The 25,865-nt window shown below is 63.4% G+C and carries 25 protein-coding genes; 5 read left to right on the top strand and 20 right to left on the bottom strand.

Annotated elements, in window-relative coordinates; genetic code table 11:
• Window position 1: 1 nt before the first annotated feature.
• The 3 genes from tolR to Q0936_RS09730 form a co-directional block, all read right to left on the bottom strand.
• A complete protein-coding gene (tolR, locus tag Q0936_RS09740; protein ID WP_299297643.1) occupies window positions 2-475 on the bottom strand; it encodes a protein TolR in 474 nt (157 codons plus the stop codon).
• Between the two features lie 3 nt (window positions 476-478).
• Window positions 479-1,174: a protein TolQ gene (gene tolQ / locus Q0936_RS09735; RefSeq protein ID WP_299141460.1), complete on the bottom strand. Its 696-nt coding sequence runs from the start codon at window positions 1,172-1,174 to the stop codon at window positions 479-481.
• Between the two features lie 101 nt (window positions 1,175-1,275).
• A complete protein-coding gene (locus Q0936_RS09730; protein WP_299297644.1) occupies window positions 1,276-1,668 on the bottom strand; it encodes a YbgC/FadM family acyl-CoA thioesterase in 393 nt (130 codons plus the stop codon).
• Window positions 1,669-1,840: 172 nt separating this feature from the next.
• On the opposite strand from Q0936_RS09730, the gene Q0936_RS09725 reads away from it, so the two are divergent.
• Window positions 1,841-2,908, top strand: a complete 1,068-nt coding sequence (locus Q0936_RS09725) for a hypothetical protein (RefSeq protein WP_299297645.1) — start codon at window positions 1,841-1,843, stop codon at window positions 2,906-2,908.
• Window positions 2,909-2,976: 68 nt separating this feature from the next.
• On the opposite strand, the gene Q0936_RS09720 is transcribed toward Q0936_RS09725, so the two are convergent.
• From Q0936_RS09720 to Q0936_RS09695, 6 genes are all read right to left on the bottom strand, one after another.
• Window positions 2,977-3,414, bottom strand: a complete 438-nt coding sequence (locus Q0936_RS09720) for a cytochrome c (protein ID WP_299297646.1) — start codon at window positions 3,412-3,414, stop codon at window positions 2,977-2,979.
• Window positions 3,415-3,499: 85 nt separating this feature from the next.
• Complete coding sequence (locus Q0936_RS09715; protein ID WP_299141468.1) at window positions 3,500-4,123, bottom strand: hypothetical protein; 624 nt, start codon at window positions 4,121-4,123, stop codon at window positions 3,500-3,502.
• 9 nt (window positions 4,124-4,132) lie between these two features.
• Entirely contained in the window at window positions 4,133-5,158 is a 1,026-nt protein-coding gene (ruvB, locus tag Q0936_RS09710) for a Holliday junction branch migration DNA helicase RuvB (protein ID WP_299297647.1), read from the bottom strand.
• Between the two features lie 43 nt (window positions 5,159-5,201).
• Window positions 5,202-5,861, bottom strand: a complete 660-nt coding sequence (gene ruvA, locus Q0936_RS09705) for a Holliday junction branch migration protein RuvA (RefSeq protein WP_299297648.1) — start codon at window positions 5,859-5,861, stop codon at window positions 5,202-5,204.
• A complete protein-coding gene (gene ruvC / locus Q0936_RS09700; RefSeq protein ID WP_299297649.1) occupies window positions 5,858-6,400 on the bottom strand; it encodes a crossover junction endodeoxyribonuclease RuvC in 543 nt (180 codons plus the stop codon). Before ruvC ends, ruvA begins: the two co-directional genes overlap by 4 nt.
• Before the next feature lie 116 nt (window positions 6,401-6,516).
• The gene (locus tag Q0936_RS09695; RefSeq protein WP_299378068.1) at window positions 6,517-6,795 is read right to left on the bottom strand and encodes a hypothetical protein; all 279 of its coding nucleotides are present in this window, start codon (window positions 6,793-6,795) and stop codon (window positions 6,517-6,519) included.
• A 400-nt stretch (window positions 6,796-7,195) separates the two neighbouring features.
• Between Q0936_RS09695 and Q0936_RS09690 the strand changes: the two genes are divergently transcribed.
• Window positions 7,196-7,405: a DUF1127 domain-containing protein gene (locus Q0936_RS09690; protein WP_299141484.1), complete on the top strand. Its 210-nt coding sequence runs from the start codon at window positions 7,196-7,198 to the stop codon at window positions 7,403-7,405.
• Window positions 7,406-7,518: 113 nt separating this feature from the next.
• Here the strand turns inward: Q0936_RS09690 and Q0936_RS09685 are convergent, their stop codons facing one another.
• From Q0936_RS09685 to Q0936_RS09670, 4 genes are all read right to left on the bottom strand, one after another.
• A complete protein-coding gene (locus tag Q0936_RS09685) occupies window positions 7,519-7,869 on the bottom strand; it encodes a hypothetical protein (protein WP_299141487.1) in 351 nt (116 codons plus the stop codon).
• Window positions 7,870-7,980: 111 nt separating this feature from the next.
• Window positions 7,981-8,847, bottom strand: coding sequence for a 50S ribosomal protein L11 methyltransferase (locus Q0936_RS09680; protein WP_299297150.1), 867 nt, complete (start codon window positions 8,845-8,847; stop codon window positions 7,981-7,983).
• Window positions 8,847-10,232, bottom strand: coding sequence for an MATE family efflux transporter (locus Q0936_RS09675; protein WP_299297153.1), 1,386 nt, complete (start codon window positions 10,230-10,232; stop codon window positions 8,847-8,849). The genes Q0936_RS09680 and Q0936_RS09675 overlap by 1 nt, the downstream gene beginning before the upstream one ends.
• Before the next feature lies 1 nt (window position 10,233).
• On the bottom strand, window positions 10,234-11,466 hold the full coding sequence (locus Q0936_RS09670; protein ID WP_299141493.1) for an MFS transporter: 1,233 nt from the start codon (window positions 11,464-11,466) through the stop codon (window positions 10,234-10,236).
• 132 nt (window positions 11,467-11,598) lie between these two features.
• Between Q0936_RS09670 and Q0936_RS09665 the strand changes: the two genes are divergently transcribed.
• Window positions 11,599-12,054 carry a methylated-DNA--[protein]-cysteine S-methyltransferase gene (locus tag Q0936_RS09665; protein ID WP_299141494.1) on the top strand — a complete coding sequence of 152 codons (456 nt, stop codon included), beginning with the start codon at window positions 11,599-11,601 and terminating at the stop codon, window positions 12,052-12,054.
• Here the strand turns inward: Q0936_RS09665 and Q0936_RS09660 are convergent.
• The 5 genes from Q0936_RS09660 to fsa form a co-directional block, all read right to left on the bottom strand.
• Window positions 12,051-12,740: a CDP-alcohol phosphatidyltransferase family protein gene (locus Q0936_RS09660; RefSeq protein WP_299141495.1), complete on the bottom strand. Its 690-nt coding sequence runs from the start codon at window positions 12,738-12,740 to the stop codon at window positions 12,051-12,053. The two genes, Q0936_RS09665 and Q0936_RS09660, sit on opposite strands and share 4 nt — an antisense overlap.
• Before the next feature lie 97 nt (window positions 12,741-12,837).
• Window positions 12,838-13,419: a cytochrome P460 family protein gene (locus tag Q0936_RS09655; RefSeq protein ID WP_299141498.1), complete on the bottom strand. Its 582-nt coding sequence runs from the start codon at window positions 13,417-13,419 to the stop codon at window positions 12,838-12,840.
• Between the two features lie 129 nt (window positions 13,420-13,548).
• Window positions 13,549-14,487 carry a tyrosine recombinase XerC gene (locus tag Q0936_RS09650; RefSeq protein WP_299297155.1) on the bottom strand — a complete coding sequence of 313 codons (939 nt, stop codon included), beginning with the start codon at window positions 14,485-14,487 and terminating at the stop codon, window positions 13,549-13,551.
• Between the two features lie 67 nt (window positions 14,488-14,554).
• Entirely contained in the window at window positions 14,555-15,262 is a 708-nt protein-coding gene (locus Q0936_RS09645) for a DUF484 family protein (protein ID WP_299141503.1), read from the bottom strand.
• Between the two features lie 282 nt (window positions 15,263-15,544).
• Window positions 15,545-16,198: a fructose-6-phosphate aldolase gene (gene fsa, locus Q0936_RS09640; RefSeq protein ID WP_299297157.1), complete on the bottom strand. Its 654-nt coding sequence runs from the start codon at window positions 16,196-16,198 to the stop codon at window positions 15,545-15,547.
• A gap of 89 nt (window positions 16,199-16,287) precedes the next feature.
• Here fsa and Q0936_RS09635 point away from each other — a divergent pair, with 89 nt between their 5' ends.
• Complete coding sequence (locus tag Q0936_RS09635; protein WP_299297158.1) at window positions 16,288-18,480, top strand: primosomal protein N'; 2,193 nt, start codon at window positions 16,288-16,290, stop codon at window positions 18,478-18,480.
• A 159-nt stretch (window positions 18,481-18,639) separates the two neighbouring features.
• Here the strand turns inward: Q0936_RS09635 and ileS are convergent, their stop codons facing one another.
• The gene (gene ileS, locus Q0936_RS09630) at window positions 18,640-21,573 is read right to left on the bottom strand and encodes an isoleucine--tRNA ligase (protein ID WP_299297160.1); all 2,934 of its coding nucleotides are present in this window, start codon (window positions 21,571-21,573) and stop codon (window positions 18,640-18,642) included.
• Between the two features lie 386 nt (window positions 21,574-21,959).
• Here ileS and Q0936_RS09625 point away from each other — a divergent pair, with 386 nt between their 5' ends.
• A complete protein-coding gene (locus tag Q0936_RS09625) occupies window positions 21,960-23,135 on the top strand; it encodes an NAD(P)/FAD-dependent oxidoreductase (protein WP_299297161.1) in 1,176 nt (391 codons plus the stop codon).
• Here the strand turns inward: Q0936_RS09625 and Q0936_RS09620 are convergent.
• Window positions 23,132-25,825, bottom strand: coding sequence for a DUF2339 domain-containing protein (locus Q0936_RS09620; protein ID WP_299297162.1), 2,694 nt, complete (start codon window positions 25,823-25,825; stop codon window positions 23,132-23,134). The two genes, Q0936_RS09625 and Q0936_RS09620, sit on opposite strands and share 4 nt — an antisense overlap.
• Window positions 25,826-25,865: the final 40 nt, after the last annotated feature.

Raw genomic sequence — 25,865 nt, 5'->3', positions numbered from 1 at the left:
GCTACTGCCCCTCACCGTCCAGCGTGGGGCCACCGATATCCGTCACCAGACCGATGTTGGAAAAGCCCCCGGCGTTGAGCGCCCCCATGACCTCCATCACCGCGCTATAGGGCACCGCCCCATCCGCACGCAGGAACACGCGGTCACTGTCACGCTCGGCCGCAATGCCGCGCAGCCGCGCCACCAATTCATCCCGCGCCACATCCGTGGTCTGGATCTGCACCGCACCGGCGGCGGTCACCGTCACGGTCAGCGGCTCCTCCTGATCCGTGGGCAAAGCGCCCGCAGCCGTCTTGGGCAACTCAACCGGCACCCCCACGGTCAACAGCGGGGCCGCCACCATGAAGATGATCAACAACACCAGCATCACGTCGACAAAGGGGGTCACGTTGATCTCGGACATGGGCCGCGTGCGCGACCCGCCGCGCCTGCGCCGCTTGCCCCCACCGTCCTTCTGGACCACACCCGCGCCCATGGCTCAGCCGTCCAACTGGCGGCTCAGGATCGTCGCAAACTCGTCGGCGAAGGCCTCATAGCCCGCCACGATGCGATCACTGTCCGCACTCAGCTTGTTGTAGAAAATCACCGCGGGGATCGCCGCCAACAACCCCAAACCCGTCGCCAACAACGCCTCGGCAATGCCAGGCGCCACAACGGCCAGGTTCGTGTTCTGCTGCTCTGCAATCTCGATAAAAGCGTTCATGATCCCGATCACCGTACCAAACAGGCCAATGAACGGCGCAGAAGACCCGACAGTCGCCAAAACGGTCAACCCGCCCTGCAATGTCTCGGCCTGCTTGGTGATCGCCACATCCATGCTGCGGTCAATCCGGCTGGTGGCCCCGGCAATCAACCCGCCATCCTCGCGGTGCGACCGCTGCCACTCGATCATACCGGCGGCAAACACCTTCTCCGCCGCCCCCTTGGGTTCGGGTCCGATCTGTTCAAACAAACCATCCAGCGGCTCGCCGGACCAGAACGCGCGGTCAAACCGGTCCGCCTCGGCCCGCGCGCGGCGGTAAATGATCAACTTTTGTACGATGATGCCCCACGCCCAGAAACTCGCGACAATCAGCATGATCATCACCAGCTTCACGGTCAGGGTGGCACGTGCGAAAAGCCCCCACAGTGAGAAATCAATCTCCTGCGCCAGGGCGAGGGTCTCTGCTTCCATCCGCCTGCTCTCTGCTCTCGGGCCCGTTTTTCCGGCCCTTATTGCGCGCCAGCATAGGCCACAGCAAAGGGGAAAGCTATCACTTCGACGTCAGATCGGCCTTATTTTACGCCCATTGCGCGGATTTCCGCAGGAAGCCGCGTGGGTTTCCCGGCTGTTGTCATCGCAACGGCGACCACATGCGCGCGGAAAATCACCACGCCGTCCCGCTGCACTTCCTGATCAAAGGTCCAGCGCACCGGACTGGCCGCACGGTGGGTGGTCACCACCTCCAGCCGGTCACCCAACCGGGCCGACCCGATGTAATCCGCCTCGACCCGCGTGACGGCAAACACGATGCCCTCGGCACGCATGGCGTTCTGGTCCACGCCCACCTCTTCGACGATCTCGGACCGGGCGCGTTCGATATACCGCAGGTAGTTGGCATAATAGACGATGCCGGCCATGTCGGTGTCTTCGTAATAGACGGTCAGCGGAAAACGATGCGGTGTCATGGGAACCTGTGCGGCTGGGGTTTGCCCTGTTCTATGCGACCCGGCCCACGCGCCGCAATCCCGCGTGCGCGCCTGACCTAACCCGATGCGCCGCAACCTATACCTATGAGCAGTCGCAGACACCGCCGCCCCTGACCTAGAACGGGCCACACACTTGTTGCGGAGTTTGGTAATGATGAAATTGGTTCTTTGGCTTTTATCGCTGGCCGCTGCCACAGCGACCCCGGTTTTGCTGGACGCAGCAGGTGTACCGTCTGCGCGGGTGCGTTACGACGCAGCCATGGCTTTGGTCGACAGCGACCCCGCGCAGGCGTTCGAACAGATGCACGCGCTGGCCGCCGACAATGATGCGCGCGCCATGGACCGTTTGGGCCACTTCCACGTGGCCGGGATCGGCACCCAACCCGACACCAATGCGGCCATTGCCCAGTTTCGCGCCGCTGTGGATCATGGTCGCGCCCGGTCGCGCCTGCCACTGGGGGCCAACCTGTTGCGCACCGGACAAATCGAGGCCGCGCGCACTGCATTGGAACAGGCCGCCGACGACGACATCCCCGGCGCCGTTGCGACCCTCGCCTGGGCGCACGCCACCCGCGCTCTTGGGGCCGCCTCCGACCCGGAGGACGGATGGGCAACTCTCTATGCCCGCGCCGTGGCCGCCGACCGGATCGCAGAATTGCGCCTTGTCGCATTGGTGGCCAAGACGGGGCGCACCCATGGTAATCTCGATGCCGTTTTGGCCAGCCTGCACACACGCGCCATGGACGGCGATCTGCGCGCGACCGAAACCCTGCTGCGGTACTTGCGACTGCGCGGTCATCCCCGCAACGACCTTGCCCTGCGCAGCGAATTGCTGGCCCTGCCCGGACTGCGCCCAAAGGCCGCCGTTGAGGAAGGGCTGCACCTGGCCGCGCGAACGCAGGCGCACCGTTTTTGGACCGCCTCTGAAGATATCGTGAACGATGCGCCCGCTGATGTGTACGCCCGCGCACTCCTGACAACTTACAAGATCAACAAGAACGCCTATGTCCGCCTTCTGCAGAAAGAGCTGCGCAAGCGGGGATACGCAACGGGCCGGGCCAACGGCTACCTCACGGCCTCGACCATCCGCGCATTTTCCAGGTTCTGCCGCGACGCGGGCATCGCCCGGGACTGTCGTCGTGGTCCACTGAATTGGGCAACGCTCCAAGCCGCAACACGAGCGCTTGCCCAATCGCGCGTCCCGTCAGAGGGCGCGTAGCTGCCCCTCGGGGTGGCACCTGCCGCGCGGTCGCCTTTGGGGGACCGCGCGGCTTTCGGTTGGTGTGGCTATTCGCGGTATAGTTTGTGACAGGCGGCGCAGGTCTGGCCCAGCGGTTCCATCCCGGCCTGCACATCGGCCAGCGTTTCGATGGACCCCGCCAACGATTGCGCAACGCGGACCATGTCCTCGGATTTGGCGGCGAAATCCGCGTAGTTGTCCCAAATCGCAGGCAAGGCCTCTGACTTGGGGTCCGTCTCCGGTGCCTCAAAGAGGTCAATGGACCGTGTCGCATGATCGGCAATGCTCGCAGCGGCCGCCCGCGCCGCCATCCGGTCAAAAGCCACCTGCCCCTTGGCCATGGTGCCCAGGGTTTTCACATTGGCACTGATCGCGCTCATCGCATTCATGCGGGCCATCACCGCCGGGTTCGACACGCCCTGATGCGCCACCGCAACGGTCGCAGTCAGGGTCAGAGCGGCGGTGAGAAGGCGAAGTTTGGGCATGGCAAAGTCTTTCCGGGCGGTGCAATTGTGACCTGTCCCCGCGGGGACAGACCGGTATTATTCAAACTGTCCCCGCGGGGACAGGTCATTGCGCGGGCGTGATCCGCGCACTCAGGCGCAGCGCGTGGCTGCCATCATCCGCAGCCACGGGCATCACCGGATCATAGGCCGCACGGATCAATGCAGCAATATCGGGACGCAACACGGTTGTGTCACCAGCCACCGCAAGGGGCGAGCGATCCCTGAACGCCAGGTCGGACCACAGCAGCACCGACTGCACCACCTGGCTGAGCGCAAGAGTGTCTGCCGATACCGCGGCCAACGCATCATCCATGCGCAGAAACACGAAGCACGCCTTGATCGCGCCGTGTTCGTCAAAGCGGAAGATACGGTACTGGTTCGCATCCACGGCCTGCAACCGCGCAACCAGCGGGCCAAGGTCCGGGATCATGCGGTCGAGGCTTGGCACCTCTGGCAATTCGGCCCAGTCGTTGAAAAAGAACCACATGAAGTTCGCGCCCAGTTCCGTATCGGTCTCGGCGGTGTCGTGGCCCGCCAGTTGGCACACGGCATCAATCGCGCCCTTGATCACGCCCAGCGTGTCATCCGTCACGCCGAATACCACCGGCGCGATGGGACGGCCCCAACGGGCAAAGGCATAGTCTCCGCTCTCGCGGCGAAAGAGGGCTTCGATTTCGTCAGGTCGCATGGTTCACCCTTATTCAAACAAATCGCCGGGCGACTTGGGCGCATCGAGGCCCAGATGCCGCCACGCCCGTTGCGCCAGCATCCGGCCACGCGGCGTGCGCTGGATCAGACCCTGCTGCAACAGATAGGGTTCGATCACCTCTTCGAGGGCATCACGGCTTTCGCTCAGGGCAGCGCTCAGCGTCTCGACGCCGACAGGACCACCGCCATAGTGATCTGCCATCAGTTGCAGGTAGCGCCGGTCAGCACCATCCAGACCCAGATGATCCACGCCCAGACGCGTCAGCGCCGCATCGGCAAGCGCTTGCGTCACGCGCCCGTCCCCTTCGACAACGGCGAAGTCCACCACGCGGCGCAGCAACCGCCCGGCGATCCGCGGGGTGCCACGTGCGCGCTTGGCGATCTCGCGGGCACCGCCCTCGTCCGCAGGCGCGCCCAGCTTGCGGGCGTTGCGTTCGACAATCGTGAAAAGCTCATCCTCGGTATAAAACTGCAACCGGGTCGGGATGCCAAAGCGGTCGCGCAGCGGCGTCGTCAAAAGCCCCATCCGCGTCGTCGCGCCCACCAGCGTAAAGGGCTGCAATTCGATGCGCACGGTGCGCGCGGCGGGGCCTTCGCCGATCACGAGATCCAGTTCGAAATCTTCGAGTGCGGGATAGAGCACCTCTTCGACAGCCGGGTTGAGGCGGTGGATCTCGTCGATGAACAGTACGTCACGCGCCTCGAGGTTGGTCAGAATGGCGGCTAGGTCACCAGCCTTGGCCAGCACCGGGCCCGAGGTCATGCGAAAGCTGACCCCCAATTCACGCGCCATGATCTGCGCCAGTGTCGTCTTGCCCAGACCGGGGGGGCCGTGGAACAGCGTGTGATCCATCGCCTCGCCGCGTTGTTTCGCGGACTGGATAAACACGCGCAGGTTCGCGCGCGCCTCGGCCTGCCCCACAAAGTCATCAAGAACCTGTGGCCGCAGGGCGCGGTCCACGTCCTCGGCCTGTGCCTCGGGGCGCATGGTGGGATCAGAAGAGCCTTGGGTCATCCGTGTTCCTTCGCAAGGCGCACATCCCGCGCGCCCCTTTCCCCTAGCCCGATGGTGCCAAGAGTTTCAATGCCGCACGGATCAAGGCGGGCGTATCGGCATCGGGTGCTTCGCCTGCGGCTTGAGCCACAGCCGCCGCCGCGTCGGACGGGCCATAGCCCAGATTGCCCAAGGCAGAGAGCGCATCCGCCTGCGCCGTCGATACCGGGGCGGCGACCACCACGGGTTCGATCACCTGCATGTCGCCCTCGGCCTCGGCGTCGCCCATCGCCTCGGCCACGGTGCCACCCATGGCCATCACGGTGGGGGCCTTGTCCTTGAGATCCAGCACAATCCGCTGGGCGATCTTGGGGCCGATCCCCTTGGCGGCCTTGACCGCGTTCCAGTCACCCAGCGCAATTGCGCGGCTGACCCCATCGGTGCCCAGCGTGCCAAGAATGGCCAGCGACGCCTTGGCCCCGACGCCCTGCACGGACATCAACAGGCGGTGCCATTCCTTTTCCGCCAGCGTGGGAAAGCCAAAGAGCTGCATCAGGTCCTCGCGCACCACAAGATCGGTAAAGAGAGCGCAGACCTGTCCAAGCCCCGGCAGCGCGGCCAGCGTGCGGTCGGAGCAATAGACGATGTATCCCACGCCGCGCACGTCGATCAGGATGTGATCCGCCGCGCGGTAGTCGATGCGCCCTGTCAGTTTGCCGATCATATGGTGGCCTGCGCCTCGGCGCGCGCAATGGCAGCCGCCAGCCCGCTGGTCGGTGCCGTCTGTTGGTGCGCCACCCGGCCACCGTGATGGGCATGACAGATGGCGATGGCGAGTGCGTCCGCCGCATCCGATCCCGCGATCTCGACTCCCGGCAACTGCATGGCGACCATATGCGCGACCTGTCGTTTGTCGGCATGGCCCACGCCCACAACGGTCTTTTTCACTGCGTTTGGTGCGTATTCACCCACGGGCAATCCAGCCCGCGCCGGCACCAGCATCGCAATCCCGCGCGCCTGCCCCAGTTTCAGCGTCCCGGCGCCGTCCTTGTTCACAAAGGTCTGTTCGACGGCGGCCGAATCAGGGCTGTGGGCGCGGATCACCGTGCTGAGTTGGTCAAAAAGGCTGAGCAGTCGCTGCGCGAGGTCATCGCCCTGCGACATGCAGATGCCGTTGGCGATGTGTTTGAGGCGCGGGCCGTCGGCATCGATGATGCCCCAGCCCGTATGCCGCAAGCCCGGATCGATCCCTAGAATGCGCATGATGTTGCCCCTTGTCTGCTCGGTCTTGTGGTTTTGCCAAGCCGTAGCACGAAACAAGAACATTCGCAAAGCGTTAACGGTGTTGGGCGCTTTTCTGTGTGCGGACAGGGTCGTGGTCAGGGTGCGGGGTCGGGCCATTTCCAGGCGATTGCGCCCAGATAGTTGCCGGTGTCGACCGCGTTGACTGTCAGCCGCTTGGGACCGTAGCCATCGGCCTTGCGAAACTTGCGATAGTCGCGGCGGTTCTTGGCAAGCCTGATGAGGCCGGACAGCGTCAAGACCAGAAATGCACCCTCGCCCTTGAGCGGGATTGTATCCACGCTGTGCCATCCGGACGCAAAGGCGTTTTCCGCCATGGCGTAGGGGTTCCGGGGGGTGGGAACCTCGTGTTTCATTGGCTTTGGGACCTGTTCTGCATGGGCGCAATATAGCGTTAGCGGATGCGGCCAGCAATGCGACAGAACCTGCACAGTGTGGGCATTCCCACAGCCAGGCGTGTTTTTGGCAGGGTTTGTAGAGTTCTCACGCAATCGTGTGAGGGGCAGAGGCAGGCGCATATTTTTCGCCCGGGCAAGGTCTGCATCATCGCGATAGGTATGGGAAATGGGGGTGTACCGTCGCCATTGGGGCAGAATTAACTGCGTATTTACCGTTGGTTAACCATGAATTTGCGACATGCAGCTAACGCATGGCACATATGTCTTTTCGTTGCTTGTCGGGGGTTTTCAACATGCCTAAATGCGCAGCACAACGCCGAATGGTTCGGCAAGACAATTCGATAAAAGGACTGCTGCAATGGCTGCTTTCGACACCACCCGCCCCGCATATGGCGCTGCCCCCGTTGCAGGCCAATTCAAAGGCTTCGTTGCCAATCTGGTCGCCCAAGTTGTGGCCTGGAACGACGCCCGCGTGACCCGCAACGCTCTCTCGTCGCTGACGGACCGCGAACTGGACGATATCGGTCTGGTCCGTGGCGACATCGAAGACGTGGCCAACGGCCACTGAGCGATCCGAATTCTCCCCCTCGGACTGCGCCCTTGAATAGGGCAAAGCCGCGAAACCAGATGGGTTTCGCGGCTTTTTCATTTGGAGGGTCGAGAGAGAGAGAGAAAGAAAATTCAGGTCAGCGGTTCGAGGAACCCGGCAAGGAAATGCGTGACCGGGTCGATCTGCATCACATAGGCGCCGCCCTGTTCGATCTGCGTGCCCTGCTGAAGCTTGGCGACGCGCTCGTTATAGGTGATCTCACCCAGCGACGAGAGCATGAATGCCTTGAAGATAAAGAACCCCAACATCAGCGCGGCCAATCCCTTGAGCGGGACAAAACGCGATGCCTTGCGGCGCTTGGTCTTGACGACGATCAGACCGTCGCCGCGAACTTGGGTGGTATAGCCCTGCGCCATGGCCGCGTGTTTGCGACCAACCGCACCTAGGCGTTTGTGGAAGTGTGCTTGGGTTTCAACAGCCATGGCAGCCTCGTTACATCAAACCGGCCCCCACCGTGTTCGAGGATCAAGGTGCGCCTGAAATGTGGCGAAATCTGGGCAAATGCGTCAAATGCCCCTAAAAACCGCGCCTAATTATGGCTTTTTTTGAAGCGTCAGGGTCGTCCATTCACCAATCTCCGCCCGCAGGGCAAGACTGTTTCCAAGCTGTGCATAAACGCCGGCCACTTCGTCGGCCTGTTCGTTGAGAATGCCCGACAGAATCGCATAGCCGCCCGGCACGAGCCGGTCGGTGAGGTCGGGTGCCAGGGCGATCAAAGGGCCTTTGAGGATATTGGCAAAGATCAGGTTAAAGGGGCCTGCAAGCTCTGGATGGTCGAACCCGGCGGCCTCGACCACACGGACCTGACCGGTCATGTCATTGGCGGCGAGGTTGGCCATTGCCACTTCGACGGCCTGTTGGTCGATGTCGCTGGCAATCACGTCCTCGGACCAGAGCGTCGCGGCGCCCATGGCCAGAACGGCGGTGCCGCAGCCGATGTCGGCCACGCGGTCGGCCGTAAATCCGTCGTTCGCCAGCGTGTCCAGCGCGCGCAAACACCCCAGCGTCGTGCCGTGGTGGCCGGTGCCAAAGGCCATCGCCGCCTCGATCAGCAGGGGCGTCTTGCCCGCGGGCACCTTGTCCGCGTCGTGGCTGCCGTAGACAAAGAACCGCCCGGCCTCGACCGGAGCGAGTTCGCGCCGCACATGGGCCACCCAATCGGTTTCGGGCAGTTCGGAGACGGTGAAGGGCTTGGCCGCCATGGCTGTCGCCAGCAGCAAGAGCGCGGTGTCATCGGGTTGGTCGGTGAAATAGGCGCCGACCTCCCACAGGCCCGATCCGTCCTCGACCTCGAAGACGCCGACGCCTGTGGGCTCGGGATCCATGTGCTCGAGGGCGGCTCCTAATGCGTCGGCCTGCGCCTTGCCTTGCAGGGTGGTGAGGGCGGTCCAGGTGGGCATCAGCGGCTCCGATATCTGTCAGGGTTGGGCCACGGGCGTGGCGCGGGCGGTGTTGCGGCCACATCCGGCCCCAGGCGCGCCACATAGCGCCAGCCCCACAGTGCTGCAAGCCCGCCCATGATCACGCCCGCCGCCGCCTGCCCGTAGATCACGCCGGTCGCGCCAAAGCTGGCGGCCAGGAGTGCGGCGGCGGGCCAACTGAGCACGCCGTCCTTGATCCATCCGAGCACAGTCGAGCGGCCCGGCTTGCCAAGGTTGTTGAACGCGGCATTGGCGACGAAAAGCGCGCCGACAAAGACAAAGCCGCCCGCCCCCACCGAGGTAAAGGCGCGCAACACATCCGCCCCCTGCCCCGTGAGGCCAAAGGCCCCGATGACCAGAGGCGTCACGGCCCACAGGACCGCCCACATGATCACCGTGTAGACAGCGCAAAAGATCAACGCGTCGCGGTAGGTGCTGCGTAGCCGGTCGTATTGGCCCGCGCCAAAGTTCTGGCCAAAGATGCCACCGATTGACCCCGACAGTGCGAATACTCCGCCAAAGGCCAGCACGGTCAGACGCCCCACGACGGCCCAAGCCGCTACTGCATCATCGCCAAAGGGCGCCATCACGATGGTGAGCAGGTAATTCCCCGACGGTGTCGCCAGTTGGGTGGCAATCGCGGGCAATGCCACGGCCATGTAGGGCCGCAGGGTCTGGGCCACGGCGTGCCAGTCGGGCCGCCCGATCAGATCGAGCTGCAGGCTTGCGAAATAGAGGGCAAGGCCCATCAGACACAGACGGAACAGCACCAGTCCCAGCGCCGCACCATCGAGCCCCATGCCCCACCAGAGGATAAAGATGGGGTCGATCACCATCAAAAGCACGCCCGAGAAAAACGTCACATACATCGCTTTGACCCCGTAGCCATCGGCGCGCAGCACGCCTGATGCAATCAGGGCCACCGCCATCGGGATCAGCGAAAACACCGTCTGCCCCAGATAGCGCGCGGCGAGGCGGGCGGTGTCGCCCTCGGCCCCTGCGAGGGTCACAAGGTCGTGGCGTAGCACGTAGATGATGCAGGCCACAGCACCCTGCACCCCAGCCGCAATGGCAAGTGCGGCCCCGGCCTGTGCGCGGGCGGCAGTGCGGTCGTCCTCGCCGATGCGGCGCGACACGAGGGCGGTGGCGGCAATCATCAGACCCACTCCAGAGGACACCGAAAAGAACTGGATCGCGTAGGCAAAGCCGATGGCCGCGACAAGCTGGGGCTGGCCCAGTTGCGAAATCCACAGCAGGTTGGCCGCATCGACCAGAAAGACGAACATGATCCCGAACGCGCCTGTTGCGGTCATGCGCAACACGTGGCCCATGGTGGACCCGGTCAGGAAACGGCCCTGAGCCATTTTACTCGGCAGGCGCGGGCACAGGTCCGGCCAGTCGCGTCTCGTGTCCCGGCACGGGGTGACGGGGGATCATCAGCGCCAGCGTCAGCGACGTGGCCGCCATACCCGCCGCCAGAAAGAACACAGCCCCCGGCGACACCAGCCACAAGAGGCCCAGCGGCACAGGCAGCGCCACGGCAGCAATGTGGTTGATCGTGAAGGCCACAGCCGCGGTGGGCGCGATGTCCTGCGGGTCAGCGATTTTCTGGAAGTAGGTCTTGAGCGCCAGTGCCAACCCGAAAAAGATATGATCGAGCACATAGAGCCCCGCCGCTACAATCAGCCCCCAGCCGAGGAAGTAGACGCCGCCATAGGCCAGAAAGACCAGCACCAGCCCCGCGTATTCAAAGATCAGCGCTCGTTGTTCGCCAAAGCGCGCCACGATCCGCCCCAACAGGGGCGCCACGACGATGTTGACCACAAGGTTGATCAGGTAGAGCGCGGTCAGCTCGTGCACCTCGAAGCCGAACTTCTCGACCATCATGAAGCCCGCGAACACCATAAAGATCTGGCGGCGCGCGCCCGACATGAATTGCAGCGCATAGTAGAGCCAGTAGCGTTTGCGCAGCACGAAGGTCTTGAGCTGGGGGGTTGGGGCCTCGAATTGTGGATAGGCGAGCATGGCAAAGATGGCGATGGCCGCCGTGATGCCGCCGCCGACCATGTAGACGATGTTGTAGGTCAGGCCCAAGGGCTCCCACAGGACCATGATGACGAAGTAGACGAGGAAGGTGGCAAAGCTGCCAGCGGCCAGGAGCCAGCCGAGCATTTGGGGCGCGCGCTCTTTCTCGATCCATTGCAGTTGCAGGGACTGGTTGACCGTCTCGTAATAGTGAAAGCCCACCGAGCTGATGAAGGTCAGGATCAGGATGCCGCGCATTTCGGGGAATTGTGCGGTCAGGGCGGTGGCCACGCCCAGCATGACCAGTGACAGCAGGCCCAGCACCTGCTCGCGCATGAACATGATCACGACGATCACGCCGACGGCCAGAAAGCCCGGAATTTCGCGCACGGCATGCAGAAGGCCGATGTCACCGCCGTCGAAATTCGCAGCCTCAACCACAAAGTTGTTCAGCAGTGCCAGCCAGACGGAAAAGCCGATGGGCATGGCAAAGGCCATGAGGAACAGCAGTGTGATGGGGCGTCGCCACAAAGGCAGGTCGGCGGCGTCCGCGAGGGGGATATAGCGGGCCATGCATGTGCATTACGCCTTTTGCCGCGCGCTGGCGAGGGGCCAAATCGCACAGGATCGCAGGCGTCCGCGCACAGACACGTCTGCGCAGGTTCCGGGTTGCGCGATCACACCCCCTGCGGGCAGGATTGGCGTATGTTTCAACGTGATGTGCACACGCAGTTTGGTGACCTGATCCTGACGGAGGCAGACGGCGCACTGGTACGCGTTGAATGGGGCGTGTCAGGCTGTGCCGATCAATCGGAAGTTCTGGACACTGCGGCCATGCAACTCGCCGAATACGATGCAGGCCGCCGCGAGGTGTTTGACCTGCCTTTGTCGGTGGGCGGATCGCAGTTGCAGCGGGATGTCTGCGACGCGATGCGTGCAATCCCCTTTGGCTACACCCTGACATATGGCGACATCGCCAAACAACTGGGCGTCCCGGCACAGGCCATCGGTCAGGCCTGCGGCGGCAACCCCATTCCGATCATTATCCCCTGCCACCGGGTGATGGGGGCCAAGGGGTTGACCGGCTTTTCCGGAGCGGGTGGGGTCGAGACCAAGGTGGCCCTGCTGCGCCACGAGCGAGCGGGTGGCTACCTGATCTAGCGTTGCGGGATCAGCTGTTGGGCGACGCCCGCAAACAACAGGTAAAGCGATGTCAGCACGAGGCCCCAATGCGCCCAGCTTTCGGGATGGAAATCCACCCAGGCCGCCCAACCCGCAAAGAACGTCCAGGCCAGCGCCATCGGCAACGTCACCAACCGCCAGCGTTCGGTGCGCACGGGATGGACAAATTTCAGCGGCAGGAACATGCCCACCGCCAGCACGCTGACGAGCGCCAGGCTGACCCAGAAATTGGGCTCGAGCGCAAAGATCACCAGCACCACCATGTTCCAACAGCCTGGAAAGCCGGAAAACGAGTTGTCCTTGGTCTTCATCCGGGTGTCGGCGAAATACATCGCACTGGCAAAGGTGATAAGGATGATCGCCGCCCACCCCGTCCAGCCCGCCATCAACCCGGACGCAAACAGCGCAAAGGCCGGAATAAACACGTAGGTCAGATAGTCGATGATCAGGTCGAGCAGAACGCCGTCAAATTCGGGTGCGTTCGTTTTGACGTCATATTTGCGCGCAAGCGGGCCATCGATGCCGTCCACGGCAAAGGCCACGACAAGCCAGACAAACATGAGATCCCATTTGGCATCCACGGCCGCAAGCATCGCCAGCATGGCAAACACGGCACCGGTGGCGGTGAAGAGGTGAACGCCAAGGGCGCGGAAACGGTGTGTCATGCCCCGTCATGGCCCAGCCCCCGCCCGGTTGCAAATGCAAAAAACCGCGCCGGGGCGACCGGCGCGGTTCTGGTCCAGGCCGCAAGGGCGTGTGAACTTATTGGCCCAGACGGACTTCTTCGACGGGATAGCCCAGGAAATCCTGGTCTTCCCAACCGGCATGACAGTCGTGGCAGAAGCTCTGCTTGACCTTCATCACTTTGCCGTTGGGCTGCAGACCGGCATAGAGCCAGCCCGCGGTGTCGGGGGCTTCGTCCAGACCGACCTTGGTCATGATAAAGAGGGGTCCGGGGCGCGCGGCCTTTTTCTTGATCGAAACGGTGATCGATTCCTTGGCAAGGATCGAACCCACGGGCATCTCGACGCCCTCTTCTTCGAACTTGAGATACTGCTCGGCGGCCACGTCGTTGGCGTAGGTGTTCAGCAGACGGTTGCCATGCGGGCCAGCCACGGCCGGACGGGACGCTGTGGGTGCCCAGCTGCGATAGTTGGTGCCGATTTCGTCACCTTCCTTGGCATAACCGGTGGCCATCTTTTCTTGCAGGCAGTCGTACAGGACGTTGATCTGGCTTTCGTCGAGGTCAAAGGCGTCTTCGACAGTGATGGCGGTGCAGTCCTGGGCGCTGGCAGCACCGGCAACAACGGTGAGTGCGGCGGCGAGCGCGAATTTGCGGATCATTTTGGGGGTCCCCTCCCGGCTATATGGCTGTTTGGTGTACGGCGGCATGCCGTGCGACACCTTGGCACAGTCTGACGCGAAAGCCCCATCACCTTTGGTGCACATTTCCGTGAAGCAAGCGGGCGGCGTTTACGCCTTGGGATGCGCCCGCGCGTAGACTTCCATCAGGCGCACCGTATCGACGGCGGTATAGGCCTGTGTTGTGGACAAAGACGCATGGCCCAGCAGTTCCTGAATGGCGCGCAAGTCCCCGCCCGCGTTCAACAAATGCGTGGCAAAGCTGTGCCGCATCGCATGGGGTGTCGCAGAGGCTGGCAGGCCCAGTTGCATGCGCGCCTGCGCCATCACCTTTTGGATGGCACGTGGTGCCAGCGGCCCGCCGCGAATGGCGCGAAACAGCGGCCTGTCGGCGGGCAGATCGTAGGGACAGGCCGCAACATAGGTGTCCACCGCGACGCGGGCGGCATCGATCACTGGCACGATGCGTTCCTTGCCGCCCTTGCCGGTGATGCGCAGCACTTGCGGCAGTGGCGCCTGTCCGGCCAAAAGGCCCAGAGCCTCGGAAATCCGCAGCCCGCAGCCCCACAGCAGGGTCAAGACCGCCGTGTCGCGCGCGCCGACCCACGGTTTGTCCGATTGCAGCGACGTGATGTCGAGCAGTTCGCGCGCGGCATCTTCAGCCAGCGGGCGCGGCAGTTTCTTGGTGAACTTGGGGGATCTTGTGCTGAGGACAGCGGTGGGTTCAAACCCCTCGCGGCTGGCCAGCCATTTGTAGAACGCCTTGACCGCCGACAGTTTGCGCGCCAGCGACCGGGGTCCAACGCCCCCGGACCGCGTCCGCGCCATCCACGCGCGCATGTCCTGCGTGGTGATCCGTGCCAGTGCGCCCAGGCCCTGCGTCTGCCCGGAATGCGTGGTCATGAAGGCCAGAAATTCAGTGATGTCGCGCCCGTAGGCCAGCGTGGTATTTTCCGCCGCACCTTTGATGCTGCGCTGATAGGCCAAAAAGGTTTCAAGCGCATCGCGCGCAGCGGCCGAGATCAGCATGGTGTTGGCGGTCTCTGACATCACACCTCGTGAAGGCCCCACAGATGCGCGGCCATATTGTCCGTTCCGGTTACCGGGTGGGACGGAATTATCCCAGCCAGCGCCGCATGGCCCGTTCGAACACACCGGTAAAGAACGCAAGCAGGTCCGTGCCTTGTTGCGGGCCAAACATGTGCGGGTCTTCGGCGCCCATGACCAGCAGGCCGGGCAAACGCCCGTCACCAAAGTCGAGTTTCAGGCATGCTTCGGAGCGGATCCAGCTGCCGTCATTGCCGTAGATGGCCGGGTCGGCATCCTGCACCTGGCGCAGGGTGACTTGCCGTACCGTGCCGCCACGGCCGTGGGTCAGGTAGTCGTCGATAAAGCCGGGTTCGGCCACGTTCAGCACGTCACCGAGGCGTTGCACCGCGGGGTCGTTGTCGTTCTGGACGGATTCGAGCACCAGTTTGACCGCATCCACGCGCAGGATTTCGGCAACTTCGCCACCCAGATCGCGCAGGAACGCCTCAAACTCGAGGGGGTCGAGCATCCGCAGGATGGCGCGGTGGACCTGATTGGTGCCAGCCAGGTTTTCATAGGCTGCTGCGATCACCGAGCGGTGCGTGTCCTCAAGCCGGTCAAGACGTGCCTCGAGGCGTTCCATCGCAAGACCGCGAAGATCCACGATATTGCCACCCATAGCGCGTTCGTTCGCGGCGATCAGGGCGTGCATCAGGTCCTTGTCGTCTAGAATGACATCGGGACGGGTAATAATGGCCTCTCTCAAGGCGTCGTCAATTTTCGGCTGGCTGCTCATACCGTACTCAAATTCTTATTTTTACCAGCCTTAGCATGGCGGGGCGGAAAAATCTGCACCCATCTTTGACAAATTGCAGGCATTTGGCGTGTTGTTGCGCATTCGCGTCATACGGGGGGAAGCGGTTGTGACTTCTCCCCGTGATCGATGTGCGTGGCCCTGCCATATCGGGCCCATGAAACAGACCGCCAAAGCCATCACTCACGAACTGGGGACCCAAATTTTCCCTCTGGCCCCCGATGCTTTGCGCGTGCTGCTAAGGCGGGCCAGAACCACCTGATTTTACAGGATGTTCTGGCCTGTCTTAGCCCAGTCTTTCATGAACTGTTCGAGGCCGGCATTGGTCAGCGGGTGGTTGGCCAGCTTTTTGATCACGTCCGGGGGCGAGGTGATGACATCGGCGCCGATCTTGGCACAATCCTGGATGTGATTGACCGACCGGATGGACGCCGCGAGGATCTCGGTTTCAAACCCATAGTTGTCATAGATGGTGCGGATGTCCTCGATCAGCTCGAGGCCGTCGATGTGGATATCGTCCAGACGCCCGATGAAGGGCGAGATGAACGTGGCGCCGGCCTTGGCTGCCAAGAGCGCCTGATTGGCGGAGAAACACAGCGTGACATTGACCATGTGACCGTCGCCCGACAGCACCTTGCACGCCTTCAGGCCGTCCCATGTCAGCGGCAGCTTGATGGTGATGTTCTCGGCGATCTCGGCCAGCTTGCGACCTTCGGCGATCATGGCGTCCGCTTCGAGGGCCACAACTTCGGCGCTGACCGGGCCCTCAACGAGGTCGCAGATTTCCTTGGTCACTTCGAGGATGTTGCGCCCCGATTTCTGGATCAGCGACGGGTTCGTGGTGACACCGTCAACCATGCCCAGTGCGTTCAACTCTGCAATGGCGTCGATCTCGGCTGAGTCTACGAAGAATTTCATATGCGGTCCTCTTGATGGCTTGGCGTTTGCTTGTGCAGCCTTTACCTCATGGCGGGTGAAGACTGAACCCCTCATATGTTGGCGCTAACATGACGCCGTCCTTTTTTGACGAAGGCGCGCTGGTCGCCGTGCTGACCACGCAGCCGCTGGACCGGGCGCTGGATTACAAGGCGCCTGAGGGCGGGTGCCATCTGGGGGCCTTTGTCGAGGTGCCACTGGGTCCGCGCAAGGTTTTGGGTGTCGTCTGGGGGCCGGGCAAGGGCGATTATGACTACGCCAAGGTGCGTTCGGTCATGCGGGTCCTCGACGCGGCCCCAATGCGCGACGAGATGCGCGCCTTTCTCGAAAAGGCCGCCGCCTACACGCTGACGCCGATGCCTGCGATGCTGCGGCTGGCGACGCGCGCACCGGGGCTGGGTGATCCGCCGTCGATGCGCAAGGTGTACAGGCGCGGCCCGTCCGAGCCGGACCGGATGACCGATGCGCGCCGCCGGGTGCTGGAATTTCTGGCCGAATACGGCGATCTGGCCTTTACGCTCAAAGAGCTGGCCGAACTGTCCGGCGTGACATCGTCGGTGATCAAAGGATTGGTCAAACAGAACGCCGTCGCCGAAGAAGACAGCCCCCGCGATCTGCCCTTTCCCCCGATGGACCCGTCGCGCCCCGGCAAGGCCCTGACCGAAGATCAGGCGCGCGCGTCGTCGCACATCGCGGACGCGGTGAAATCAGAGCGTTACGGCACAACTTTGCTGCGGGGCGTGACCGGGTCGGGCAAGACCGAGGTTTACCTTGAAGCCGTAGCCGCCTGTCTGGCGTCGGGACGGCAGGCACTGGTCCTGTTGCCCGAAATTGCGCTGACCGCGGAGTTCCTGAAACGGGTCGAACAACGGTTTGGCGCGCGCCCTGCCGAGTGGCATTCGGGTGCGACCATGACCGAACGTCGGCGCATCTGGCGCATGGTGGGGCAAGGCAATGCGCAACTGGTGATCGGGGCGCGGTCGGCCCTGTTCCTGCCCTATCAGAACCTTGGCCTGATCGTCGTGGATGAGGAACACGACACGTCCTACAAGCAGGAAGACGGTGTTCTTTACAATGCGCGCGATATGGCGGTGCTGCGCGCGTCGCTCTTGGGTGCGCAGGTGGTGCTGGCCTCGGCCACGCCGTCGCTGGAAAGCTGGGCCAATGCGGAGAGTGGCAAATACACGCGGCTGGATCTGGAGGCGCGGTTTGGTCCTGCGGTGATGCCCACGATGCAGACGATCGACATGCGCGGGGAAAAGCTGCCCTCGAACCGTTGGGTGTCGGACACGCTGAAACGCGCGGTGGATCAGCGGCTGGAAAACGGGGAGCAGGCCATGCTGTTCCTGAACCGCCGCGGCTATGCGCCGATCACGCTGTGCCGGGCGTGCGGGCATCAGGTGGGTTGTGACCAATGTGATGCGCGCATGGTCGAGCACCGGTTCCTGAAGCGCCTGATGTGCCATCAGTGTGGTGAGACGAAACCCATGCCGACCACCTGCCCGTCCTGCGAGGCAGAGGACCGCATGGCCCCGGTTGGCCCCGGTGTCGAACGGCTGGGCGAAGAGGCCACGGCCTTGTTCCCGGACGCACGGGTCGCGGTTCTGAGTTCGGACATGTACGGGTCTGCCCGCGCGCTCAAGGCAGAGATCGAGGGCATCGCGATGGGGGGTGCTGATGTGATCATCGGCACGCAACTGGTGGCCAAGGGGCATAACTTTCCCAACCTGACGCTGGTAGGGGTGATTGATTCCGATCTGGGCTTGCAAGGCTCGGACCTGCGCGCGGCGGAACGGACGTTTCAGTTGATGCGGCAGGTGGCGGGTCGTGCGGGACGGGCGGAAAAGCCCGGCACCGCCTTGTTGCAGACCTATCAGCCCGAACACCCGGTCATACGTGCCATTCTGGCCGGTGACGAGGAAGGTTTCTGGCGCGCCGAGGCGGCAGAACGTGAGGCGGCGGGTGTGCCGCCCTATGGGCGCATGGCGGGGATCATCCTGAGCGGGCCGGATGTGGCGCAGGTGTTTGACGCGGCCAACGCGCTGGCGCGCAACACGGGCGCACTGGCGCGGGTGGGCGCGCAGGTCTTTGGCCCCGCCCCTGCCCCGATTGCGCGGATACGCGGCCGCCACCGTGTGCGTCTGTTGGTGAAGGCGGGCAAGGGTGTTGCGTTGCAGGGTGCGATTGCCCAGTGGGTCGGGCAGTTGCGTCTGAAGGGCGAGTTACGTCTGGCCGTCGATATCGACCCTCAGAGTTTCTATTGATCCAAAGGACCGCTGCGCGGACGCGATGTTTCAGGGGGCTGTGCCCCCGTCCTTGCGGACTCCCCCGGTGCACTGGAGTGCAGCGTCGGGTTGTTATTCGAATGGGGTGGGCCAGGACGATTTGCCCTGGATCTGTTTTTGTTGGCTGCGCGCGCCAGCTTAACCGAGCGCTGTGTTGCAGCGACCACAGACGCCAGCATGCGCATGTGTGCCGACGTCCGGCAGGACCTTCCAACAACGGGCACATTTGTCACCAGCCGCCTTTTCGAACAATACGGCTACGCCGGGGGTTTCGGGCATGCGGAACGCCTCGGACGGGGCCGGGTCCGTGGTGACTTCGATCTGCGATGTGATGCAGATGTCTGCAAAGGGCAGCGCCTGCACCGCCGCAGCAAGGTCGGCGTCGTCGATGTGCACAACCGGGGCTGCTTCGAGCGAGGCGCCGATCACCTTGTCTGTACGCTGGATCTCCAGCGCGGCGGTGACGGTGCGGCGCGCGGCACGGATGCCCGCCCATTTGGCCGCCAGTGCGTCGTTGCGCCATGTGGCGGGCGTGTCGGGGATGTCGGTCAGGTGGACCGAGCTGTCGTCGCCGGGGTTCCGCTCGAGCCAGACCTCTTCCATCGTGAAGACGAGGATGGGGGCCAGCCATGTGGTCAGCCGGTGATAGAGCAGGTCCAGCACGCTGCGTGCGGCCCTCCGTTCCGGCGTATCCCCGTCGCAATAGAGCGCGTCCTTGCGGATGTCGAAGTAGAAGGCCGACAGGTCCACCGTGGCGAATGTGAATACGGCCGAGAACACCCGTTGGAAATCGAACGCGCCGTACCCTTCGCGCACGGTTTGGTCCAATTCGGCCAGACGGTGCAGCACCCATTGTTCCAGTTCGGGCATGTCGGCGGGGTCGGTCCGATCTGCCTCAGCAAAGTCTGCAAGAGACCCCAGCATGAACCGCATCGTGTTGCGCAAACGGCGGTAGCTGTCGGCCACGCCCTTCAGGATCTCCGGCCCGATCCGCTGGTCGGCGGTATAGTCCGTCTGAGCCACCCAAAGGCGCAGGATGTCAGCGCCGTATTGCTTGATCACTTCCTCGGGCACGATGGTGTTGCCGATGGACTTCGACATCTTGAAGCCCTTTTCATCGAGCGTCATCCCATGGGTCACGACGTTGCGGTAGGGCGCGCGACCGGTGGTGCCGACGGACTGCAACAAGGACGAATGGAACCAACCACGGTGCTGGTCGGTGCCTTCCATATAGACATCAGCGACGCCGTCATCCGACCCATCCTCGCGGTCGCGCAGGACAAACGCGTGGGTGGACCCGGAATCAAACCACACGTCGAGAATATCGGTGACCTGTTCGTAGTCGTCAGGGTTCACGATCCCTTCGAGAAAGCGCTGCTTGGCATCCTCGTCATACCACGCATCGGCCCCTTCGGCCTCAAAGGCCGACGTGATGCGGCGGTTGACCTGTGGGTTGCGCAGCAGGAAATCATCATCCGTGGGCAGCGCACCTTTCTTGGTAAAGCAGGTGAGCGGCACGCCCCATGCACGCTGGCGCGACAGCACCCAGTCGGGGCGCGCCTCCATCATGGAATGCAGGCGGTTGCGACCCGATTGCGGCGTCCAGTTCACGTTGTCGATCTCGGTCAACGCACGCTGCCGGATCGTGGTGCCATGGGTGTCTTGCCCGTCGCCCACAGGCTTGTCGATGGCGGCGAACCATTGGGGCGTGTTGCGGTAAATCACCGGCGCTTTCGACCGCCAGGAGTGTGGATAGGAGTGCTTGATCTTGCCACGCGCGAGCAACCCGCCAACTTCGGCCAGCTTGTCGATGACAGCGGCGTTGGCGTTGCCCTCTTTCCCATTGGGCTTCAGGATCGCCTTGCCACCAAAGAACGGCAGATCGTCGCGGAAGCGCCCGTCGGGGTTCACGTTGTAGGTGATGACCTGTTCGAGCATGCCGAGTTCACGGTAGAGCTCGTATTCCTCCATCCCGTGTGACGGCGCGCAGTGGACAAAGCCAGTGCCTTCGGTATCAGTCACAAACTCTGCCGCGCGGAAGTCGCGGATGTCGTCCCATTCGCCATTGCCGCCCTCGGCCCCGTTCAGCGGGTGGGTCAGCGTGATCTTGGCAAGATCGTCCTGGCTGATGTCGCACAAACGGCGATACATCGTCTCATCCAGCCGCGCGCGGCCCAGCACGTCTGACGCAAGGTTGTCAGCAAGGATATAGCGGTCGCCGATCGTGGCCCAACACTCCTCGGGCCGCCCGATGATCTCGTAGAGGCCATAAGAGATATTTTCGCCGTAAACGACCGCTTTGTTCGACGGCATCGTCCAAGGCGTTGTGGTCCAGATCACCACCTGCGCGCTGTCCAGCGTCGCATCACCTGTACCTACAACCTTGAACTTCACCCAGATGGTAAAGCTGTCTTTGTCGTGATACTCGACCTCCGCCTCGGCCAGTGCGGTCTGCTCAACCGGCGACCACATCACGGGCTTGGAACCCTGATAGAGCGTGCCGTTCATCAGGAACTTCATGAACTCTTCGGCAATCACCCGTTCGGCATGGAAATCCATGGTCAAATAGGGCTGATCCCAATTGCCGGTGATGCCCAGACGCTTGAATTCTTCGCGCTGGATGTCGACCCAACCGGCGGCAAAGTCGCGACATTCTGCGCGAAACTCATTGATCGGCACCTGATCCTTGTCGCGGCCCTTCTTGCGGTACTGTTCTTCGATCTTCCACTCGATGGGCAGACCATGACAATCCCAGCCAGGGATGTACCGCGCATCGCGGCCCATCATCTGGTGCGAACGCACGATCATGTCCTTGATCGTCTTGTTCAAGGCGTGGCCGATATGCAGGTGACCGTTGGCGTAAGGAGGGCCGTCATGCAGCGTGAACGGCGCGCGCGCGCCCTCTGCTGCAACGGCCTTGTCGCGCAGGCGATCATAGATCCCGATCTGCGCCCAACGGTCCAACCAACCGGGCTCGCGCTTGGGCAGGCCAGCGCGCATCGGGAAATCGGTTTTGGGCAGGTTGAGTGTGTGTTTGTAGTCAGGGCTGTCGCTTACGGACTCGGGGCACATGGGTGGCGTCCTCTATGGGTCGTACATCTGGTAAATGGCGGTGGTGCGGTGCGAGTTGTCTCAAGCACCTTTACCCGGCGGCTCAATGATCTGTCAGAGCGCCGGGGATATAATTCGCAGAATGATGATCCGTTGCATCATGGGCGCCTTATAGGCAGCACATTGCAGCCTCACAAGACCCCGCATGCCCGTTGCGGGAAATGCCTCTGCCACCCGCACCGGGGGGAGTCCGCACGGACGGGGGCGCAGCCCCCTGAAACATCGTGTCGCCGACAGGCGGCCTTTGAGTCACGCCTGCCCGCCGCTGGCGCGTCGATTTGCGCCCTACGCCACCGGATCGGAGTGTCTAAGGTGGCACGTGACAAAGGTAGTCCGCAGGAGACACTATGAAAATCGCAATCGCAGGTGCCGGGATCGGTGGCCTCGCCGCAGCGATCCTGCTGCGCCAATCCGGGGCCGACGTCACGCTGATCGACCAATTTGAGGCCCCTGCCCCGGTTGGTTCGGGCCTCGTGATCCAACCCGTTGGTCAGGCCGTTCTGGCCGCTTGCGGTGTCGCGGACCACGTGCTGGCCACCGGCAACCGCGTGCACCGCATGCTGGGCCACGACGCCGTTTCGGGCCGTCGTGTGCTCGACGTCTGGTATGACCGCGCCCACAGCCAACGCACAGGTCTGGCCGTGCACCGCAACGCGCTCTTTTCCGCTCTGTGGGACGCGGCCCAAGCGGCGGGTGTGACGCTGCATCTGGGCATGGCGGTTGCCCGTGGCGAACATGGCTGGATCATGGGTGAGGACGGCACTCGACTGGACGGCTTTGACCTGATCATCGACGCATTGGGGGCCAATTCCGCGCTCACGCCGTTGCGGTCGCGCGCCCTGCCCTATGGCGCGCTCTGGGCGAATGTGGCCTGGCCCGAAGGCACGGCCCTGCCCACGGATGAGTTGCGCCAGACGTACCGGCGGGCCAGTCGGATGCTGGGTGTCCTGCCCATCGGCACACCGCCGGGCGCGTCGGGACCCATGGCCGCGATCTTTTGGTCGCTGCCGCGCAGTGCCTATGCGGACTGGCAGGCACAGGGCCTCGACGCTTGGCGGCGCGAAGCGGAAAGCCTGTGGCCTGACTTTGTGCCCTTTGCAGCAAAGATCACCGATCCTGCACAGTTGACCATGGCGCAATATTCGCACGGAACGCTGGAGGTGCCGCATGGCCGGGGCATCGCTCATATCGGGGACGCGGCACACCGCGCCAGCCCGCAACTGGGCCAAGGTGCCAACATGGCGCTGTTGGACGCCTACGCGCTCGTCGCAGCACTACGCCAACATGGGCCAGAGCGCGCCTTGGACGTCTATGCCCGCAGCCGCCGCTGGCATGTACGCGCCTATCAGGCGATGAGTTGGGCGTTCACACCGCAGTATCAGTCCGACAGCCGCTGGCTGCCCGTGCTGCGTGACCGGGTGTTGTTCCCTGTGTCGATGGTGCCTCCGGTCCCTGCCATCCTGTCGCGTCTGGTCTGTGGCACGCTGCTGCCTGCCTTTCCCAAGGGCGACCCGCTGCGCTAGGCGCGGCTTTGCGCCCAGCGGTTCAGCCATGCAAGGCCCGCCAGCGACAGGCCCAGAACCATTAGTGACAGCACCCGTGTCAGCCCCTCAAGGCCCGAAATGTCGATCAGGAACACTTTGGCCACGGCCAGACCAATAACCACCAGACCCGCCCGCCGCAGCATCACGGAACCACGCGCAAGCGCCTGATAGAACAGTGCCGCGCCCGCAACCAACAGTGCCACCGTATAGCTGTAGAGCTCGGGCTGCAGGAACCCGTTGTCGAGCGGCATCTGCGCCGCCCCCTGCCACAGGTGCCGCAGCGCCGCGAACGCCCAGTAGACACCCAACGCCCCCGCCACGCCCCACATGCCAGTGCGCAAAAGGCCCGCACGCAGGCGCGTCGCCCCCAGCGCCAAAAGCAACGCGGGCAACGCATAGGCCACGGCCAGCGTGTTCAGCACCGGTGGCCCGGACACCCGACTGCCCCAATCCGCCACCAGCGGCGACAGCACCGTCAGGCCCGCAACCAACACCAACCCGCCAATCAGGCCAAAGACCAGCGCCAGCCCGCCCCGCACCCAGCCCAGCGCACCACCAAGGCGCTGCATCCGCACCAGTTGCGCCAGCATCAACCCCAGCCAGATCACCGCAAAGAGGCCGAAACCCCAGTGCGAAAACGTGCCGTCCTCGCCCAACTCCGCCTCGATCGCACGGAACAGCAGCACCGACATCAAAAGCCCCGCCACGGACCAGGCGCCGGTATCCAGAACCAGCGATCCGGCCACACGCCCTCGCGGATGTTGCAGCCAGAGTGCAGCACAAAAGGCGGCAAGTGCGCCGGCATAGGCCAGCAGGACCTCCCACAGCGGCGCGTCCAACGCCCAGGCCAAACCGGGATCAGCCACCAGGCGGGTGCTGACCGCCGCAACGCCCACCACCACAAACAACTGCATCAGCCGCAGATCAAAGCGCCGATCAAGTGCTGCTGCCGCAACAACCGTAAGGGCCAGCGCAACGGTCAGGGCCGCCAAAGTCAGGATCAGCACAAACGCAAAGCTCATGCAGGCCAGCGCCGACAGCACAAACAGCGCCACGCGGTCACGCCGCATCCCGTCAATCCGGGCAAAGCGCAGGGCAAGCCCCACCATCACTACCGCCGTCAGCATCGCATGCAGCGCCCAAGGATAGGCCCCGATGGTGTTTGCCGGGGTCCACGTGACCTCAATCACAACGGCCAAGACCGGGCCAATCAACGCTGCCGCCAACGCCCATGCCATCACCGCCCCATCGCGCAACGCCCGACCTGCGGCCATAGCACTGAGGCCAAGACCAATCGCCCAAAGCAAGGTCGCGGCCAACGGAAAATCCGCCTCTGGGTTGGTGTCGTAGGTCGCGGCAAAGGCACGGACGACAGGACCGCCGCTGTTGCCTTCGATTGCAACCACAGCAAACAGCGCAAGAACCGGCAAGACAATCAGATCCTGCAACGCAGGCGCAGTGGTCGACCAGGCGGTCAACGCGACGGCCAGCAAAACAAGGCTCAGAACGGCCATCCAGAACGGCTCGGCCCCCAATGTTCCGGTCCACAACAGCGCGGCACTGGCCGTGGCAACCGCAGCCCCGGCCAGCAATGTGGGAAAGCCGGGCCAGCGCACCGCGCCGCGCCCCAGTTGTCCCAACGCCAGTGGAATGATCATGGCCCCGCCGTGGTCAGGCCGCAAACCCCGCGCAGGGATCAGCGTCGCCATCAGGACCATGACGACCACATGCGCCTGAAACCCAAGGATCATCTCCAGATCGAAACTTTGCGCGCTGAACCACCCCGCGCCAAAACCCAATGCAACGCTAAGCCCAGAGACCCACGCCCAGCGCCGGATCGTGTCGATGCTCAGACCCAGCGCCGTGATGATGGCAAAGTAGATATAGAGCCACGACTGCGCCGGTACTGTACCCGCCACAAGGAATGGCGCGGCAAAGGCACCGACCACGCCCACAACCGCCAGCAGCGGGCCGTGCAGCCACCCAAGCCCCACGCCCAACACGCCAACGGCAGCCATGCCGACAAACGCCACCTCAGCGCCGATCAAACCATAGAGCAGATGCGCCGCAGCAATCCCGCCAAAGAGCGACACCAAACCAGCGCCGGAAAAGACCGAAGGCAGGTAGGCGGTGGCATGTTCCGGGTCATCGCCAAAGCGGCGGCGAATGACCTCGCCCCCCGCAATCAACGCACCGCCAAATCCCAGGGCTGCCAACACCCGCGCGCCGGGTGGAAACAGACCGTTTTCCACACCGTATTGCACCAGAAACAGCCCGGCAAGCGCCAGCGACACCGCTGAGACCAGGTAAAACCAGTTCGCTACCGCCCAATGGACCGCGCGCAGCGCGAGGCTTGGCGGCGCGGGTTCGGGCGGGGTGTCGGGCGCGGTCGGCACTTGTTCGGATGGTTTGACCGATGGCGTCCAGGGGGTCGAGGTCTGTGCCTCGGCTGCCTTGGTGGGTTGTTCGGGTTTGGGTCGCTCAACAGGTTTGGGTGGGACCGTTCGGGCGGTATCCGGGGTGCTGTCGGCGACCATGACCTGCGTCGCCAACTCGGTTTCCAGCACTGAGACACGGGTGCGCAGGCGGGCGAGGGACACCAGCAAATAGATCACCGCCACGGGGATGGCCAACAGGACCAACCCCAAGAGTATCAATGCACCTTCCATACCGCCCCCTTGCGTCTGACATCCAAGATAGGATCAGGCG

It is taken from the genome of uncultured Tateyamaria sp., assembly GCF_947488715.1.
GTDB lineage: Bacteria > Pseudomonadota > Alphaproteobacteria > Rhodobacterales > Rhodobacteraceae > Tateyamaria.
Note: the sequence above shows the minus strand (reverse complement) of the source record. Positions and strands in the feature narration are given on the sequence as shown.